Source organism: Roseomonas sp. USHLN139, from assembly GCF_037145735.1.
GTDB lineage: Bacteria > Pseudomonadota > Alphaproteobacteria > Acetobacterales > Acetobacteraceae > Pseudoroseomonas.
The window spans coordinates 254,722-271,777 of sequence record NZ_JBBCWY010000007.1; the positions used below are offsets into that span (position 1 = coordinate 254,722).

Below are 17,056 nucleotides of genomic sequence, written 5' to 3' on the forward strand. Positions count from 1 at the left end.
CATTTCAGGCATACTGCGCTGCGGCATAGAACCCAAGCATGGCAGCGACAATCGAGCTTTCTGGTGATTTTCCAGGCAATGCCATCGAGACATGGCGCCGGGCCCGGCCGATCCGCCTTTTGCGCGTGCAGATGCGCCGCAGCGCGGCACTGCAGGTGCTGCTGCTGACCGCCCTGTGGTGGGGCGCCTGCCAGCTGGGCGCCCTGGCCCGCCTGCCCCTGCCCGGCTCGATCCTGGGGATGCTCCTGCTGCTGGCGGCGATCGGCGGCGGCCTGCTGCCGGCGCGCTGGGTGCGCCAGGGCGCGGGCCTGCTGCTCGCCCATCTGGTGCTCTTCCTGATCCCGCCGATGCTGGCGCTGACCGAGCATCCGGACCTGCTCAGCCTGGTCGGGCTCAAGCTGCTCGGCGCCATCCTGCTGGGCACGCTGGTGGTCATGGCCGGCACCGCCAAGGTGATCGACCTCTGCCTCGCCCGCCAGGCCCGCCATGGCTGACCCGGCGCCGCTCGGCTGGCAGGAGCTCGCGACCAGCGCGGCGGTCTGGAGCGCGGTGACGCTCGGCCTCTATGCCGGCGGCCGCTGGCTGCACCGGCGCTGCCGCGCCTGGTGGAGCAACCCGCTGCTGGTGGCCTGGCTGGGCTGCATGGCGCTGCTCCTGGCCTCGGGCAGCGACTACCGCCACTATCTCGCCGGCACCGGCTGGCTGGCCATGCTGCTGGGCCCGGCGACCGTCGCTTTCGCCCTGCCGGTCTATGAGCAGCGCCAGGTGATCCGCCGCCACTGGAAGGTGCTGCTGGTCGGCGTGGCCACCGGCAGCCTGCTCTCGGTCGGCGTCTCCTGGGGGCTGGCCGTGCTGCTGCACCTGTCGCCGGAGCTGCGCGCCAGCCTGCTGCCGCGCTCGATCACCACGCCGCTGGCCATGTCGATCGCCGGCAAGACCGGCGGGATTCCCGGCCTGACCGCCAGCTTCACCGCCATCACCGGCCTGTTCGGCGCCGCCTGCGGCGGGCTGATGGGGCGGCTGCTGCGGCTGCGCAGCGGCTTCGCGCGCGGCGCGCTCTACGGCATGGGCGCGCATGGCGCCGGCGTCGCCCGCGCCTACCAGATCGGCCGCGAGGAAGGCTCGATCGCCAGCACCGTCATGGTGGTGGCGGGGGTGCTGAACGTGCTGGCCGCCAGCCTGGTGGTGGCGCTGCTCTAGCGGCCCGGCGCCGTGTCCTTCGTCAGGAGGATTGGCCGCCTCGGCGGCGTCGGACGGCACGGCAGGGGCGCGGCGCCCGCCATTGAGCCGGCCGCGGCGTGAAACCACTACGGCGCGGACCGGCAAGGATGGTGCTCGCCTTTGATCTCAAGAATTTCCTTTAAATTTCTGATTCTGAAAGAATGAATCGGCCGATTCGGTGATCCATCGCGGTGGTGGGTAGGCGATCGGCGGCCCTTCGGGACGCTCTGGCTGTGTCCGGTCCCATCTTTACAACCACTTTATGTTCGTGCTCTGGCTTGCGGCCTGGCGACGGTGGACCCTGCATGCACCGCCCTCTTCCGCGCTCCCCGGCCTGGCAAGCCCCGGTCGCGACGCCACAGATCGCGTTCACGGCCCCTCCCGGGGCCCAGCAGGTTCGGAGCTCGCTTTGTCCTCTCGCTTCGCCGCGCTGAACGGCCGCATCACCGGCCAGGGTGCCGCAACCGTCATCCTCTCGCACGGCTTCGGCACCGACCAATCCGCCTGGGAGCCGATCTGCGACTGGCTGGCGCCGCGCTGCCGCGTCATCTCCTTCGACCTGGCCGGCTGCGGCGCCGCCGGCACTGAGACCTTCGATCCGCGCCGGCACAATTCCCTCTTCGGCTTCGCCGACGACCTGCTCGAGATCCTGGACGAACTCGGCATCGAGGACTGCATCTATCTCGGTCATTCGGTCAGCGGCATGATCGGTGCCGCGGCGGCGGCGGTGCGGCCGGAACCCTTCCGGCAGCTCGTCATGCTCGGCGCCTCGCCGCGCTACCTGAATGATGGCGACTACCATGGCGGCTTCGACCAGGCCGATCTCGACTGCCTCTATGCCAGCATCGTCGCCGATTTCCAGGCCTGGGGCAGCGGCTTCGCCCCGGCCATGCTGGGCGTCCCCGACCGACCCGCCCTCGACGTCTTCTGCCGCAGCCTCTTCCTGATGCGGCCCGACATCGCGCTGTCGATCGCGCGCACCATCCTGCAATCCGACATGCGCGCGGTCGCCGCCCGGCTGGAGAGCCCGACCCTGCTGCTGCAGACCCGCCATGACGTCGTCGTGCCGATGGCCGTGGCGCAGTGGCTGCAGCGGCATATCCGCGGCGCCAGCCTCGCCGTGGTCGAGGCCGAGGGCCACCTGCCGCACCTGACCGCGCCCGACGCGGTGATCGGGATCCTGGCGGCCCGGATGGCCGGCCTGCCGGGCTGAGCGGCGCCATGCCGTTCGCCCCCCTGCCGGCCTCCTGGCCCGCCCCCTGGTCACCCCCCTGGCCGCCCCCGTCGCCGGCCGGCATCGAGGAGGATGACGGGCTGCAGGCGCTGGCCGGCTTCGTCCGCCAGGCCGCCGGCGCCGACCTGGTCGTGGCCTACGAGGCCGGCGAGGACGGGCTGGCCACGCCACGCGCCGCCGATCCCGGCCCGCCGCCGGGCGCCTTCTGCACCGCCGGGCTGCGGCTGGAGGCGCATGACTTCTCCGGCGGCCCGCTGCCCGCCTGCAGCTTCCGCCTGCCCAGCGGCGTGCTCGCCGCGCTCGGCCGGCCGGCGGCCCGGGTCTATCACCTGGCCACCCCGGTTCCCGGGGCGCCGCGCAGCGGCGTGCTGATGCTCTATGCCGCCCCTCCGGCCCGGCCTTTCGACGGCCCCTTCCGCAGCGCCGTTGGCCAGGGCCTGCCGCTGCTGGGCAAGGCCTTCTGCCAGATGCTGGGCGCGCGCCGCGCGGTGCTGCAGCGCTGCCTGCTGAGCGAGCGCTTCCACGACCTCTTCGAGAGCGTGCAGAGCGGGATCGCCATCCTCGACGGCGACGGCAGCACCGCCCTGGTCAACCAGGCCGCCGCCCGTCTGCTGGACCTGCCCTCCGGCGAGCTGTCCGCCGCGCGGCTCGCCGCCGCCATGCGCCGCCTGCGCGAGAGCGCCGGCAATGCCGCGGCGCTGGCGGCGGCCTATGCGCCGCGGCAGGCCGACCTCGACTACGCCATGGTCACCCACTGGCTGATCGGCGACCGGCAACTCGAGGTCGACACCCACCCGATCCTCGGCAATGGCCGCCGTGGCCGCATCTGGCTCTTCGTCGATGTCACCGCCCAGCGCCGCGCCCAGGAGGAGCTGCGCCGCATGGCCGGCACCGACCCGCTGACCGGCCTGCCGAACCGCCGCCATTTCACCGCCGCCGGCAGGGCCCTGGTGGAACGGATGCAGGCCGCGGGCCAGCCGCTCGGCCTGCTGATGCTCGACATCGACCATTTCAAGTCGATCAACGACCGCCACGGCCATCCGATCGGCGACCTGGTGCTGCAGGCGGTGGCGCGGCGCTGCCGTTCGCTGCTGCGCGGCCCGCACGACCTGATCGCCCGCCTCGGCGGCGAGGAGTTCGCGGTCCTGCTGCCGCAGGCCGGGCCGGCCGAGACCGCTGCCGTCGCCGAGCGGCTGCGGGCCAGCATGGCGGCCCGGCCGGTGCTCTCGCCCGGCGGCGATGTCGCGGTGCACCTCTCCATCGGCGCCGTCGTGCGGGTGGCGGACGAGACGCTGGAAGCCGTCCTGCAGCGCTCCGACCGCGCCCTCTACAGCGCCAAGCAGGCCGGCCGGAACCGCGTCGCCTGCGGCTGATGCCGGGGCGGGCGCGGGCCTGCCCTCGCGGCCGGGCCGCCGGCGCCCTATCTCTGCGGCAGCCCGGCAGATGGATCCCCCGCGCATGGCCGACACGCCGCCCGACCCGATGACCAGCCCGACGGCGTCCTGCGCCAGCTGGGCCTGGCAGGATGCCGCCCCCGCCGCCGCGCCCGGCGAGCGCCTGCTGCCCGAGGAGGTGCCCGTCGCCCTGACCTATGGCCGCGCCACCCAGGCGGTGATGATGGCGACGCCGGCCGATCTGGAGGATTTCGGCATCGGCTTCAGCCTGACCGAGGGGCTGGTCGCCAGGCCGGAGGAGATCACCGCGCTCGAGGTCCGCCCCGGCGCGCGCGGCATCGAGCTGCGGATGGAGCTGACGGAAGGCCGCCAGGCGGCGCTGCTGGAACGGCGGCGCTTCATGGCCGGGCCGGTGGGCTGTGGCCTCTGCGGGCTGGACAGCCTGGAGGCGGCGCTGCGGCCGCTGCCGCCGGTGCCGGCCGGGCCGCGCCTGCCCGGCGGCGCGGTGGGCGCGGCGCTCTCCGCCATGGCGGCGCGCCAGGCGCTGCACCGGGCGACGCAGGGCGCCCATGCCGCCGGCTTCTGGCACCCGGCGCGCGGGCTGCTGGTGTTGCGCGAGGATGTCGGCCGGCACAATGCGCTCGACAAGCTGGTCGGCGCCCTCCGCCGCGCCGGCCTCGACCCGGCCGAGGGCGCGGTGGTGATGACCAGCCGCGTCTCGGTCGAGCTGGTGCAGAAGACCGCGCTGCTCGGCGCCGCCATCCTGGTCGCGGTCTCCGCGCCCACGGCGCTGGCGGTGCGCAGCGCCGAGGCCTGCGGGCTGACCCTGATCGCCCGCGCCCGCGCCCCCCGCTTCGAGGTCTTCTGCCATGGCCACCGCCTGGTCGCCGGCGAGGCGCTGCCGGAGGCGGCCGACTGAGCGAACCGATCGCGCGCAGGATTCGGCGCCGTCGTCGCGTCCTGCTTGCGATCGGCGGAGGGATCGGGCATTTTTCCGTATCGTGGCACAAGACACGCCCTGCCCGGCGGTGCCGCCGCCCCTGTCCGTTTCGCACGAGGCCCCGTCATGCAGCGCCGCGCCCTTCTCTCCAGCCTCGCCGCCCTGCCGGCCGGGCTGGCCCTCGGCTCCCTCGCCCGCCCTGCCGCGGCGCAGGCCAGCCTTCCTGCCGGCTGGCGCCGCTTCGAGCTCACCACCGAGGTCACCCTGCCGGAGACGCCGGGTCCGGCGCAGCTCTGGCTGCCGCTGGCGCAGACCGCCGGCGGCTACCAGGCCGGGCTGGACCTGCGCTGGCAGAGCGCGGCGCGGGGCGGCATCGTCCGCGACGAGCGCTATGGCGCCGCGCTGCTGAAGCTGGACTGGGCTGCCGATCAGGCCGGGCCGCGCCGCCTGTCGCTGGTGCAGACGGTGGCCACCCGCGACCGCGACGGCGCCGCCTCGGGCCTCGCCGCCACCCGGGCCGAGCGCGCCTTCTGGCTGGAGCCGACCGAGAGCGTGCCGGTTGACGGCATCGTCAAGGCCACCGCCGACCGCATCACCGCCGGCATCCGCGAGCCGCGTGCCCGGCTGCGCGCCCTGTATGACTGGGTGGTCGACAACACGGCGCGCAACCCGGAGACGCCGGGCTGCGGCCTGGGCGATGTGCGCGGCATGCTGGAGAGCGGCAACCTCTCCGGCAAATGCGCCGACATCAACGGGCTGATGACCGGGCTGGCGCGCGCCGCCGGCTTCCCGGCGCGCGATGTCTATGGCATCCGCACCGCCGCCTCCGGCCAGTTCCGCACGCTGGGCGCCACCAGCACCGATATCTCCAAGGCGCAGCATTGCCGCACCGAGGTCTATCTGGAGCAGGAAGGCTGGTTCCCGGTCGACCCGGCCTATGTGCGCAAGGTGGTGCTGGACCACAAGCTGGCGGTCGACAGCCCGGAGATCCGGGCGCTGCGCGACCGGCTGTTCGGGCATTGGGAGATGAACTGGATCGGCTTCAACAGCGCGACCGACATCGTGCTGCCGGAGGCGCTCGGGGCGCAGAAGCCGAACTTCGCCTTCCTGATGTATCCTTGCGCCTTCACCCCGGCCGGGCAGCCCGACTGCCTCGACCCGGCCAGCTTCCGCTACGCCATTTCGGCGCGGGAATTAACGGCGTGAAGACGGTTGCGGCGCAATCTGATCCAGGACTGCGCCGCACAAGAATGCGGCGCCGGGCGACAAATGCGACTTAGTCGCAAACAAGTCCCGGCGCCATGCCTTTGCGGGCGGGGCGCCGGGGACACTTCGCCGGCTTGCTGCTTGACTTTGCCGGGCGCGGTTGACAACTGTGCCTTGTTCTTCTGCGATATGCTCCGATGAGGGAGGGCCATATGAATATGGAACTCTCGCGGCGCGGCTTCATGAAAGCCGCGGGCGCGGGTGTTGCGGCGACATCTCTGGGGGCGATGGGGTTCGGCAGCGCCGAAGCCGCGGTCATCGCCCATGTGCGGCCGATGAAACTGGCCAGCACCACGGAGACGCGCAACACCTGCACCTATTGCTCGGTCGCCTGCGGCGTCATCCTCTATTCCAAGGGTGACGTGCGGAAGGGCGAGCGCGCCGAGCTGGTGCATGTCGAGGGCGATGCCGACCACCCGACCAATCTCGGCACCCTCTGCCCCAAGGGCGCGGCGCTGAAGGATTTCGTCCGGGCCGAGACGCGGCTGCGCCAGCCGATGCACCGCAAGCCGGGCTCCGACAAGTTCGAGCCGATCTCCTGGGACGCCGCGCTGGATCGCATCGCGCGGCTGATGAAGGACGATCGCGACGCCAATTTCCTGGCGACCAATGCCGCGGGCGTCCCGGTGAACCGCTGGGCGACCACCGGCATGCTGGCCGCCTCCGCCACCACCAACGAGACGGCCTGGACCACCTTCAAGGTGGCGAAGACCCTCGGGATCGTCGGATTCGATAACCAGGCGCGCGTCTGACACGGCCCCACGGTGTCCAGTTTGGGCCCGAGTTTTGGTCGTGGTGCGATGACGAATGCCTGGACCGATATCAAGAACACCGACCTCGTTGTCGTCATGGGCGGCAATGCGGCGGAAGCGCATCCTTGCGGCTTCAAGTGGGTCACGGAGGCCAAGGCGCATCGCGGCGCCAAGCTGATCGTCGTCGATCCGCGCTATACCCGCACGGCCTCGGTGTCGGACGTCTATGCGCCGATCCGCCAGGGGTCGGACATCGCCTTCCTGAACGGCGTGATCAACTACTGCATTCAGAACGACAAGGTGCAGTGGGAGTATACCAAGGCCTATACCAACGCCGCCTTCATCGTGAAGGAGGGCTTCTCCTACGCCGACGGTCTCTTCTCGGGCTATGACGAGGAGAAGCGCGACTATGACCGCTCGTCCTGGGACTACGAGATGGGCGAGGACGGCTTCGCCAAGGTCGACCCGACGCTCACGCATCCGCGCTGCGTCTGGAACCTGCTGAAGCAGCACGTCGCCGCCTATACGCCGGAGATGGTGGAGCGGATCTGCGGCACGCCGCGGCAGAAATTCCTGCAGATCGCGGGGATGATCGCCGAGTGCTCGTCGCCGACCAAGACGATGACCTCGATGTATGCGCTGGGCTGGACGCAGCACTCGCATGGCGCGCAGAACATCCGCGCCATGGCCATGCTGCAGCTGATCCTGGGCAATATCGGCGTGCGCGGCGGCGGCATGAACGCGCTGCGCGGGCATTCCAACATCCAGGGCCTGACCGATCTCGGCCTGATGTCGCACCTGCTCACCGGCTATCTGAACATGCCGACCGAGCGGGAGACCGACTACAAGACCTACATGGCGACGCGGCAGTTCCGCCCGCTGCGCCCGGGGCAGACCAGCTACTGGCAGAACTACTCGAAGTTCATGGTCAGCTTCCAGAAGGCCATGTGGGGCGACGCCGCCACGGCCGAGAACGACTGGTGCTACCACTACCTGCCCAAGCTCGACGTGCCGGCCTACGACATCCTGCGCATGTTCGAGCTGATGAACCAGGGCAAGGTGAACGGCTATATCTGCCAGGGCTTCAACCCGCTGCTCGCCTTCCCCAACCGGGGCAAGGTGACGGCCGGCCTGTCGCGGCTGAAGTTCCTGATCACCATGGACCCGCTGGAGACGGAGACCGCCCGCTTCTGGGAGAACCATGGCGACTACAACGACGTCGACACCAAGGCGATCCAGACCGAGGTGTTCCAGCTGCCGACCGTCTGCTTCGCCGAGGACCAGGGCTCGCTGACCAATTCGGGCCGCTGGCTGCAATGGTTCTGGCCGGCGGCGACCCCGCCCGGCGAGGCCAAGGCCGATACCTGGATCATGGCGCAGATCTTCCTGCGGATGCGCGAGCTCTACCGCAAGGAGGGCGGCGCCTTCCCCGACCCGATCCTCAACCTCTCCTGGGAGTACCACAATCCCGGCGAGCCGGAGCCGGAGGAGCTGGCGAAGGAAATCAATGGTCGCGCGCTGACCGACCTGCGCGACCCGGCGGACCCGTCCAAGGTGCTGGTGGCCGCCGGCAAGCAGGTGGTGAACTTCTCCCAGCTGCGCGACGACGGCTCGACCATGTGCGGCTGCTGGATCTATTCCGGCTGCTTCAACGAGGCCGGCAACAACATGGCGCGCCGGGACAACCACGACCCGGACAACACGGGGGCCCATCCGAACTGGACCTTCGCCTGGCCGCTGAACCGGCGCACCTTGTACAACCGCGCCTCGGCCGATCTCGACGGCAAGCCCTGGGATCCGTCCCGCAAGCTGCTGGAATGGGACGGCACCAAGTGGACGGGCTATGACGTGCCGGATATCGCGCCGACCGCGAAGCCGCGCGACGTCATGCCCTTCATCATGAACCAGGAAGGCACCTCGCGCCTCTTCGCCCGCGGCATGCTGCGCGACGGCCCCTTCCCGGCGCATATGGAGCCCTTCGAAAGCCCGATCGCCAACCCGTTCAACCCGAAAATGCGCGGCAATCCCGTCGGCCGCATTTTCGCCAGTGACGTGGCGCAGTTCGGGACGTCCGACGAGTTCCCCTATGCGGCGACCTCCTACCGCCTGACCGAGCACTTCCACTACTGGACCAAGCACAACCGGGTGAATGCGGCGCTGCAGCCGGAATTCTTCGTCGAGCTCTCCGAGGAGCTGGCGCGGGAGAAGGGCATCGCCGGCGGCAGCTGGGTGCGCGTCTGGTCGAAGCGCGGCGAGGTCCGCGCCAAGGCCGTGGTCACCAAGCGGATCCGGCCGCTGATCTGCGACGGCAAGACCGTGCATGTCATCGGCATCCCGCTGCACTGGGGCTTCGTCGGCGCGGCGAAGAAGGGCTTCGGCCCGAATTCGCTGAGCCCCTTCGTGGGCGAGGCGAATATCGAGACGCCGGGCTACAAGGCCTTCCTGGTCAATATCGAGCCGAGCACCGCCCCCAAGGGCGGGGTCGTGGCGTGAGGGAGGTGGCATGAGCATGGCCAACGGACCCGACAGCCCGCGCACCGCGGTCAGCAACCCGCCGGTGCAGCCCATGGCCAGCAATCTGGGGGCCGGCGACGTGATCCGTCGCTCGGCCACCAGCGACCTGCCGCCGCCGACCCGGCAGCTGACGCCGGTGGCCAAGCTGATCGACGTGTCGAAATGCATCGGCTGCAAGGCCTGCCAGTCGGCCTGCATCGAGTGGAACGACACCACCCCCGGCATCGGCGAGAATGTGGGCGTCTACGAGAACCCGCATGACCTGACCGAGAACATGTTCACCCTGATGCGCTTCACGGAATGGGTGAACCCGGCGACCGACAGCCTGGAATGGCTGATCCGCAAGGATGGCTGCATGCATTGCGCCGATCCGGGCTGCCTGAAGGCCTGCCCGGCGCCCGGCGCCATCGTGCAGTATTCCAACGGCATCGTGGATTTCATCCACGAGAACTGCATCGGCTGCGGCTATTGCGTGAAGGGGTGCCCGTTCAACATCCCGCGCATCTCCAAGGCCGATCACCGCTCCTACAAGTGCACCCTCTGCTCCGACCGCGTGGCGGTGGGCCAGGGCCCGGCCTGCGCCAAGGCCTGCCCGACCCAGGCCATCGTCTTCGGCACCAAGGAGGACATGAAGAAGCATGCCGAGGGCCGCATCGCCGACCTGAAGTCGCGCGGCTATACCCAGGCCGGGCTCTACGACCCGCCGGGCGTCGGCGGCACGCATGTGATGTATGTGCTGCACCATGCCGACAAGCCGCAGATCTATGCCAACCTGCCGGCCAATCCCGCCATCTCGCCGCTGGTGCAGAGCTGGAAGGGCGTGACCAAGTATGTCGGCATCGCCGCCATGGGCTTCATGGCGGTGGGCAGCGTGATCCATGGCGTCTTCGGCCGTGCCAACCGCGTCTCGCGCGAGGAGGAGGAAGCGGCGGAGCGCCTGGTCGATGACAGCGGCTCCGCCCCGCCCCCCGGACCGGAACCCCGCCCATGAGCAGCAGCACCGCCGGCAAGCCCCCGGCCAAGCCGCGGCTGGTCTATGCCCAGCCCGGCGACGCGGTGGAACCGGGCAAGCCTGTCACCGTCAGCCGCTATGGCGCGGCCACGCGGCTGAACCACTGGATCACCGCCGGCAGCCTGATCCTGCTGGCGGTTTCCGGCCTGGCGCTGTTCACCCCGTCGCTGTTCTTCCTGACCGCGCTGTTCGGCGGCGGGCAGAACACGCGGGCGCTGCATCCCTGGATCGGCGTGCTGCTCTTCGTCAGCTTCTTCGTGCTGTTCCTGCAGCTCTGGCGGGCCAACCTGCCGGAGAAGGTCGATGCCATCTGGCTGTCGCGGATCAAGGACGTCGTCGGCGGGCATGAGGAGAAGCTGCCGGAGCTCGGCAAGTACAATGCCGGCCAGAAGTTCATCTTCTGGGGCATGGCGGCACTGATCCTGCTGCTGATCGCCACTGGCGTGATGATCTGGGAGCAGTATTTCGCCGACTACTTCGGCATCCCGCTGCGCCGTGTCGCCGTGCTGGCGCATTCCATCGCGGCGGTGCTGATCATCTGCATCTTCATCCTGCACGTCTATGCGGCGATCTGGACCCGCGGCACGCTGCGCGCCATGACCCGCGGCACCGTCACCGGCGGCTGGGCCTGGCGGCACCATCGCAAATGGCTGCGCGAACTGGCCGGGCTGCGCCGGGCCGAGACGCGCAAGAGCGGTCCGGCCGAATAGGCCGGGCCACCGCAACAGGGCGTGGCCGGTGCGGCCCGCGAGGTGAGCATGTCTGGATTCCAAGGGATACAGCCCGATCCGTCGATGATCGGGCGGCTGGTGAAACCGGCTTTCTGCCTGGTGCCCGACCCGGCGCCGCTCTTCGCGGCGCGGGCGGCGCGCTTCCGGGTGCTGGCGCAGGGCCACGACCTGGCGCCCTATCTCGGCTTCCTGGCCGGGCTCTGCGACGCCCAGGCCGCGCTGGCCGCCGACCTGCCGCCCCTGGCGCCGCCGCCGACCGAGCAGCTGCAGCGGGCGCGCGACAACGCCATGCCGCCGCTGGACCGGGCGGCCATCGCCGGGGACCCGGTGCTGGCGGAGACGGCACGTCGTTTCCTCGACGCCATCCGCGACCTGGAGATGCCCGCGCCGGCGGCCGCTGGGCTCGACGAGCTGCGCCGCAACGACGGCGCAGACCTGAAAAAGATGCTGGCGAATGTGCTGGCGGATGCGATGCCGGCCGAGGCCCTGCCGCAGCATCTGTTCCTGGCCGCCGCCATGCAGGTGCATATGGCGCGCGCCGCCGCGGCGCTGGACGCCAAGGCGCTGCTGCCGCTGGCGACCGGTGTCTGCCCGGTCTGCGGCGGGCCGCCGGTCGCCTCGATGGTGGTCGGCCGCCAGGGCGCCGAGGGCGCGCGCTATGCCGCCTGCGCCTGCTGCAACAGCCAGTGGAACGAGGTGCGCATCAAGTGCCTGGCCTGCGGCAGCACCAAGGGCGTCGGCTACCAGTCGCCGGAGGGCGAGGAGATGCCGGTGGTCAAGGCCGAGTGCTGCGACAGCTGCCAGTCCTGGGTGAAGATCTTCTACCAGGACAAGAACCCCTCGCTGGAGACGGTGGCCGACGACGTGGCCAGCCTCGGCCTCGACCTGATGATGCAGCAGACGGGCTATCGCCGCGCCGGCTTCGATCCCTTCCTGGTCGGGTATTGAGGCCGTGTCGGCCGATCTGCGCGCCCTGCCCTCGGTCGACCGCCTGCTGGGCGAGGCCGCCTCGCTGATCGAGGCGCATGGCCGCGCCGCGACCACCCAGGCCCTGCGCGACACACTGAAAGAGATCCGCGCCGAACGCCCCGATCCGCTGCCCGACAGCGCGGCGCTGATCGCCGCCGCCAGGGCGCAGCTGGACCGGACGACGCGGCCCGGGCTGCGGCCGCTGTTCAACCTGACGGGCACGGTGCTGCACACCAATCTCGGCCGCGCCCTGCTGGCCGAGGCGGCGATCGAGGCGGCGACGGCGGCCATGCGCGACGCCGTGGCGCTGGAATTCGACCTGGCGACCGGCCGCCGCGGCGAGCGGGATTCGCACCTGCGCGGGCTGCTCTGCGAGCTGACCGGCGCCGAGGATGCGACGGTGGTCAACAACAATGCCGCCGCCGTGCTGATCGCGCTGAACACGCTGGGCGCCGGGCGCGAGGCGGTGGTCTCGCGCGGCGAGCTGATCGAGATCGGCGGCGCCTTCCGCATGCCCGACATCATGGCCCGCGCCGGCGTCCGGCTGGTCGAGGTCGGCACCACCAACCGCACCCATCCGAAGGACTATCTCGGCGCGATCACCGCGGAGACCGGGCTGATCCTGAAGGTGCATACCTCGAACTACCGGATCGAGGGCTTCACCGCCGAGGTCTCCGGCAGCGCGCTGGCCAGGATCGCCACTGACAAGAAGGTGCCGCTGCTGAACGATCTGGGCTCCGGCACGCTGGTCGATCTGTCGCGCTACGGCCTGTCGCGGGAGCCCACCGTGCGCGACGCGGTGGCCGAGGGCGCCGATCTGGTCACCTTCTCCGGCGACAAGCTGCTGGGCGGGCCGCAGGCGGGCTTCATCGTCGGCCGGCGCGAGCTGGTCGCCGCCATCAACCGCAACCCGATGAAGCGGGCGCTGCGGCTCGACAAGATCCGGCTGGCGGCGCTGGAGGCGACGCTGCGCCTCTACCGCGATCCCGACCGGCTGGCCGAGCGGCTGCCGACCCTGGCGCTGCTGGCCCGGCCGCAGCCGGCGATCGAGGCGCAGGCCCGTCGCCTGGCGCCGCGGGTGGCGGAAAGGCTGCCCGCCGGCTTCACGGCACAGGCCGAAGAATGCCGCAGCCAGATCGGCTCTGGCGCCCTGCCGCTGGAGACGCTGCCGAGCTTCGCGCTGCGCATCACTGCCCCCGGCGGCCGCGCGCTGGAGGCGCTGCAGGCGGCGCTGCGCGACCTGCCGCGGCCGGTGGTCGGGCGGCTGCAGGAGGGGGCGCTGCTGCTCGACCTGCGCTGCCTGACGGAGGAGGCGGCCTTCGTCGAGAACCTCGCGGCGCTGGACCATGCTGCGCTGGCTTGAGCGCCTGCGGCCACGCGCCGCGGCCGCCGACCCGATGGCGGAGGCGCTGGCCGCCTTCCGCGCCGGCGATCACGCCACGGCGCTGGCGCTGTGGGAGCCGCTGGCGCGGGCCGGCGATGCGCGCGCCCAGGCCAATATCGGCGCCTGCTTCGCCGAGGGCCTGGGCGTCGCCCGCGACCCCGCGCTGGCCGAGCGCTGGCTGCAGCTCTCGGCCGCCGCCGGCCATGCGGCGGGGCAGCGCAACCTGGCCGCGCTCTACCTGCAGGGCGGCGGCGACATCGCCGCCGATCCGGGCCGGGCGCAGCAGCTCTACCGCGCCGCCGCCGAACAGGGCGACGCCCTGGCGCAGGACATGCTGAGCTGGCTGCTGCTGGAGGATGATCTTCTGCCCGCCAACCCGGGCGAGGCGCTGCGCTGGGCGATCCCGGCGGCACGGGCCGGCGTCGCCGCCGCCATGACGCGGATCGGCATGCTGCACCACCACGCCCTGGGGGTGGAGCGCGACGTGGCGCTCGCCGCCGCCTGGTGGCGGGCCGGCGCGACCCGCGGCGATGCCGATGGCGCCGCCATGCTGGGCGCGGCGCACCAGCTCGGCGCCGGCGTGCCGCGCGACCCCGCGCTGGCGCTGCCATGGCTGCTGCGCGCCGAGGCCGGCGGCAGCGCCCTGGCCCAGCCCTTCCTCGCCGCGGTCCGCGCCGCCCTCACCCCCGAGGCCCAGGCGGCCGCGGCCGCGGCGGCCCGGATCTCGCCGGCCCCCGCACCGCTTCCGGAGACCCCCGCATGATCATCGGCACCGCCGGCCATATCGACCATGGCAAGACGGCGCTGGTGAAGGCGCTGACCGGCGTCGACACCGACCGGCTGAAGGAGGAGAAGGCGCGCGGCATCACCGTCGATCTCGGCTTCGCCTATCTGCCGGGCGAGACGGGAACGCTGGGCTTCGTCGATGTCCCCGGCCATGAGCGCTTCGTCCACACCATGCTGGCCGGCGCCGGCGGCATCGATTTCGCGCTGCTGGTCGTCGCCGCCGATGACGGCGTCATGCCGCAGACGCGCGAGCATCTGGCGATCCTCGACCTGCTCGGCCTGACCCGCGGGCTGGTGGCGCTGAGCAAGGCCGACCTGGCCGATGCCGCCCGCCGCGACGCGGTCACGGGCGAGATCCGCGCCCTGCTGGCGGGGACGGGGCTGGAGGGCACGCCGATCCTGCCGGTCTCCGCCCGCAGCGGCGAGAACATCGCGGCGCTGAAGGCGGCGCTGCAGCGGGCGGCGGCGGAGACGGCGGCGCGCGCCGCCTCCGGTGCCTTCCGCCTGGCGGTCGACCGCAGCTTCTCCCTCTCGGGTGCCGGCACGGTGGTGACGGGGACGGTGCTGTCGGGCCGGGTGGCGCTGGGCGACACGGTCACCGTCAGCCCGGATGGGCTCACCGCGCGGGTGCGCTCGATCCACGCGCAGAACCGCCCGGCGACCGAGGGGCTGGCCGGGCAGCGCTGCGCCCTGAACCTCGCCGGCGAGGCGATCAGCAAGGAGGCCATCGCCCGCGGCGACATGGTGCTGGCCCCGGCCCTGCACGCACCGACCGATCGGATCGATGCCCGCTGCCGTGTGCTGCCGGGCGAGGCGAAGCCGCTCGGCACCTGGTTCCCGGCCCGGCTGCATGCCGGCAGCAACGAGGTCGGCGCCCGGCTGGTGCCGCTGGAAGGGCCGCTGGCGCCGGGCGAGGCCGGCTGGGTGCAGCTGGTGCTCGACCGGCCGATCGCGGCTGCCGCCGGCGACCGCTTCGTGCTGCGCGACGTCTCCGCCCAGCGCACCCTCGGCGGCGGCGTCTTCGTCGATCTGCGCCCGCCGGCGCGCAAGCGCGGCACGGCAGAGCGGCTGGCGGTGCTGGGCGCGCTGGCGCGGCCGGCGCCCGGCCAGCGCTTCGCCGCCCTGCTCGACCTGCCGCCCTTCCTGGTCGAGGCGCAGGGCTTCGCCCGCGACCAGGCGCTGGGCGCCGCCGAAGCCGCCGCGCTGATCGCGGACCGGGATGTCGTCACCCTGGAGGCCGGCGGGCTGCTCCACGCCCTCTCCGCCGCGCGCTGGGCCGCCTTCTCGGATGGCATCGCCGCGACGCTGGCGGCACATCACGAGGAACATCCCGATCAGCAGGGCCTGGGCCGCGAGCGGCTGCGGCTGCTGGCCACACCGCGCCTGCCGGCGCCCGCCTTCCGGGTCGCCCTCGACCGGCTGGCCGCGGCGGGGGTGCTGGTGGCCGAGGGGTCCTTCCTGCGGCTGCCCGGCCACGAGCTCCGCCTCGATCCGGCCGACGAGGCGATCTGGGACAAGGTGGCGCCGGAGCTGGCCGGCGAGGCGCGCTTCCGCCCGCCGCGCACCCGCGACTTCGCGGGCAAGCTGGGCATCCCCGAGCCCGAGATGCGCCGCCTGCTGAAGGCCTGCGCCCGCCAGGGCCGCATCGACCAGATCGCGCATGACCATTTCTTCCTGCGCGCCACGACGCGGGAGATGGTGGGGCTGGCGATCGATTGCAGCGCGCAGGCGGAGGGTGGCTGGTTCACCGCCGCCGCCTTCCGCGACCGCATGGACAATGGCCGCAAGGTCGCCATCCAGATCCTGGATTTCTTCGACCGGCAGGGTGTGACCTTGCGCCGCGGCGATCTCCGGCGCATCAATCCGCATCGGCTGGACCTGTTCGGTCCATTGCCGGGAGATGGAAGAGAATCGTCCCCGGTGGGGCGTCCGGACTTCAAATCCGGGTGGGGCAGCGAGACTGTCCCGGGTGGGTTCGACTCCCATTCTCTTCCGCCATCCCCTTCGCCGGACGCCCGCGCATGACCCTTCCCGCCGAGACCGATTTCGACGACTGGATCATCGCGACCCATGCCGAGGCCGGCGACTTCACCATGCTCTTCGTGCTGCTCGGCATCGGCGAGAGCACGGTGGAGCCACGGCGCGCCGCCTGGCTTCACGTGCTGGGCAACGAGACCCGCTGGCCGGAGATGAAGCGCCTGTTCATCGGCGCTGGCGTCGCCTGGGACGGCGTCGTCTTCTACCGCGCCGGGCGCGAGGGGCTGGTGCCGGACGACACCGCGCGCGCGCGGCTGGCGGCGCTGACCGCCAAGCTGCACGAGGATCGCAGCCTGGTCCGTGACGGCTATTTCTTCAATGCAGACGGGCTGACACTGCAGCTCGAAGAGGTGCGGCGCCACTGAAGCGCCGCACCGCAAGCCGTTGTTCCTGAAAGATCAGCAGGCCCGTTCGGTGCGTGGCTTCAGCGGGTCGAGCCCGCGCGCGGTGGGCGGCTGCCAGGTCGCCGACTGCTGCCCGTTGCCCTGCGGATTGGTGCCGATATAGGAGCCGCCGGTGCCGCCGCTCCAGCCGGTCGAGCCCGCATTGCCCGGCGCCGTGCCATCCTTGCCCGGCTGCGGCGCGGTGGCCGGCGCCGCCTGGTTGCTGGCCGCGCAGCCCGTCTGGCTCGCCGGTGCCGCCGGCTGCGGCCGGCCCTGCGCCCAGGCCGCCGGCACCGCGACCGATGCCATGGCCAGCCCTGCCAGCGCCGTGATCAGCTTCGCCCGTCGCATCGTCCTGCCTCCCTGCTGCTGTTGCACAAGCCGGCCGCGGCGGCCGGGGTTGCGCGCCGCCGGGCCTGAATCCCGCCCGGCA

At 71.8% G+C, this 17,056-nt stretch carries 14 protein-coding genes, 1 tRNA gene and 1 pseudogene; 15 read left to right on the forward strand and 1 reads right to left on the reverse strand.

Annotated features, from left to right (window positions below; all coding sequences use genetic code 11):
- Window positions 1-38: 38 nt before the first annotated feature.
- From WFI16_RS19530 to WFI16_RS19600, 15 genes and pseudogenes are all read left to right on the forward strand, one after another.
- Window positions 39-494: a CidA/LrgA family protein gene (locus WFI16_RS19530; RefSeq protein ID WP_419899531.1), complete on the forward strand. Its 456-nt coding sequence runs from the start codon at window positions 39-41 to the stop codon at window positions 492-494.
- Entirely contained in the window at window positions 487-1,200 is a 714-nt protein-coding gene (locus WFI16_RS19535; RefSeq protein ID WP_419899532.1) for an LrgB family protein, read from the forward strand. The genes WFI16_RS19530 and WFI16_RS19535 overlap by 8 nt, the downstream gene beginning before the upstream one ends.
- Before the next feature lie 430 nt (window positions 1,201-1,630).
- A complete protein-coding gene (locus tag WFI16_RS19540) occupies window positions 1,631-2,434 on the forward strand; it encodes an alpha/beta fold hydrolase (protein WP_419899533.1) in 804 nt (267 codons plus the stop codon).
- A gap of 8 nt (window positions 2,435-2,442) precedes the next feature.
- The gene (locus tag WFI16_RS19545) at window positions 2,443-3,828 is read left to right on the forward strand and encodes a sensor domain-containing diguanylate cyclase (protein WP_419899534.1); all 1,386 of its coding nucleotides are present in this window, start codon (window positions 2,443-2,445) and stop codon (window positions 3,826-3,828) included.
- A gap of 85 nt (window positions 3,829-3,913) precedes the next feature.
- Window positions 3,914-4,768 carry a formate dehydrogenase accessory sulfurtransferase FdhD gene (gene fdhD, locus WFI16_RS19550; RefSeq protein ID WP_419899535.1) on the forward strand — a complete coding sequence of 285 codons (855 nt, stop codon included), beginning with the start codon at window positions 3,914-3,916 and terminating at the stop codon, window positions 4,766-4,768.
- A 147-nt stretch (window positions 4,769-4,915) separates the two neighbouring features.
- The gene (locus tag WFI16_RS19555) at window positions 4,916-5,995 is read left to right on the forward strand and encodes a transglutaminase-like domain-containing protein (protein ID WP_419899536.1); all 1,080 of its coding nucleotides are present in this window, start codon (window positions 4,916-4,918) and stop codon (window positions 5,993-5,995) included.
- A gap of 212 nt (window positions 5,996-6,207) precedes the next feature.
- Window positions 6,208-9,300: a formate dehydrogenase-N subunit alpha gene (gene fdnG, locus WFI16_RS19560; RefSeq protein WP_419899537.1), complete on the forward strand. Its 3,093-nt coding sequence runs from the start codon at window positions 6,208-6,210 to the stop codon at window positions 9,298-9,300.
- Between the two features lie 16 nt (window positions 9,301-9,316).
- Window positions 9,317-10,312 (forward strand): formate dehydrogenase subunit beta, encoded by a 996-nt coding sequence (gene fdxH, locus WFI16_RS19565; protein WP_442970708.1) that lies wholly within the window; start codon window positions 9,317-9,319, stop codon window positions 10,310-10,312.
- Window positions 10,309-11,043, forward strand: coding sequence for a formate dehydrogenase subunit gamma (locus WFI16_RS19570; RefSeq protein ID WP_419899538.1), 735 nt, complete (start codon window positions 10,309-10,311; stop codon window positions 11,041-11,043). The genes fdxH and WFI16_RS19570 overlap by 4 nt, the downstream gene beginning before the upstream one ends.
- A 99-nt stretch (window positions 11,044-11,142) precedes the next feature.
- Window positions 11,143-12,012, forward strand: a complete 870-nt coding sequence (gene fdhE, locus WFI16_RS19575) for a formate dehydrogenase accessory protein FdhE (RefSeq protein ID WP_442970709.1) — start codon at window positions 11,143-11,145, stop codon at window positions 12,010-12,012.
- A gap of 4 nt (window positions 12,013-12,016) precedes the next feature.
- Window positions 12,017-13,396 carry an L-seryl-tRNA(Sec) selenium transferase gene (gene selA, locus WFI16_RS19580; protein ID WP_419899540.1) on the forward strand — a complete coding sequence of 460 codons (1,380 nt, stop codon included), beginning with the start codon at window positions 12,017-12,019 and terminating at the stop codon, window positions 13,394-13,396.
- Window positions 13,380-14,180: a tetratricopeptide repeat protein gene (locus WFI16_RS19585; RefSeq protein ID WP_419899541.1), complete on the forward strand. Its 801-nt coding sequence runs from the start codon at window positions 13,380-13,382 to the stop codon at window positions 14,178-14,180. Before selA ends, WFI16_RS19585 begins: the two co-directional genes overlap by 17 nt.
- Window positions 14,177-16,048 (forward strand): annotated as a pseudogene (selB, locus tag WFI16_RS19590) (selenocysteine-specific translation elongation factor); the annotation flags it as partial. The gene WFI16_RS19585 and the pseudogene selB, both read left to right, overlap by 4 nt.
- Before the next feature lie 57 nt (window positions 16,049-16,105).
- Window positions 16,106-16,201 (forward strand) — tRNA-Sec (locus WFI16_RS19595).
- A gap of 23 nt (window positions 16,202-16,224) precedes the next feature.
- Entirely contained in the window at window positions 16,225-16,605 is a 381-nt protein-coding gene (locus WFI16_RS19600) for a hypothetical protein (protein ID WP_419899542.1), read from the forward strand.
- Between the two features lie 33 nt (window positions 16,606-16,638).
- Here WFI16_RS19600 and WFI16_RS19605 read toward each other — a convergent pair whose 3' ends face one another.
- Window positions 16,639-16,974: a hypothetical protein gene (locus WFI16_RS19605; RefSeq protein ID WP_419899543.1), complete on the reverse strand. Its 336-nt coding sequence runs from the start codon at window positions 16,972-16,974 to the stop codon at window positions 16,639-16,641.
- Window positions 16,975-17,056: the final 82 nt, after the last annotated feature.

What these genes read in the sequence shown, in the direction of transcription:
- WFI16_RS19530 (WP_419899531.1), top strand. Translation starts at nt 39, where the DNA reads ATGGCAGCGACAATCGAGCTTTCTGGTGATTTTCCAGGCAATGCCATC.
- WFI16_RS19535 (WP_419899532.1), top strand. Translation starts at nt 487, where the DNA reads ATGGCTGACCCGGCGCCGCTCGGCTGGCAGGAGCTCGCGACCAGCGCG.
- WFI16_RS19545 (WP_419899534.1), top strand. Translation starts at nt 2,443, where the DNA reads ATGCCGTTCGCCCCCCTGCCGGCCTCCTGGCCCGCCCCCTGGTCACCC.
- fdhD (WP_419899535.1), top strand. Translation starts at nt 3,914, where the DNA reads ATGGCCGACACGCCGCCCGACCCGATGACCAGCCCGACGGCGTCCTGC.
- WFI16_RS19555 (WP_419899536.1), top strand. Translation starts at nt 4,916, where the DNA reads ATGCAGCGCCGCGCCCTTCTCTCCAGCCTCGCCGCCCTGCCGGCCGGG.
- fdxH (WP_442970708.1), top strand. Translation starts at nt 9,317, where the DNA reads ATGGCCAACGGACCCGACAGCCCGCGCACCGCGGTCAGCAACCCGCCG.
- WFI16_RS19570 (WP_419899538.1), top strand. Translation starts at nt 10,309, where the DNA reads ATGAGCAGCAGCACCGCCGGCAAGCCCCCGGCCAAGCCGCGGCTGGTC.
- WFI16_RS19585 (WP_419899541.1), top strand. Translation starts at nt 13,380, where the DNA reads ATGCTGCGCTGGCTTGAGCGCCTGCGGCCACGCGCCGCGGCCGCCGAC.
- WFI16_RS19600 (WP_419899542.1), top strand. Translation starts at nt 16,225, where the DNA reads ATGACCCTTCCCGCCGAGACCGATTTCGACGACTGGATCATCGCGACC.
- WFI16_RS19605 (WP_419899543.1), bottom strand. Translation starts at nt 16,974, where the DNA reads ATGCGACGGGCGAAGCTGATCACGGCGCTGGCAGGGCTGGCCATGGCA.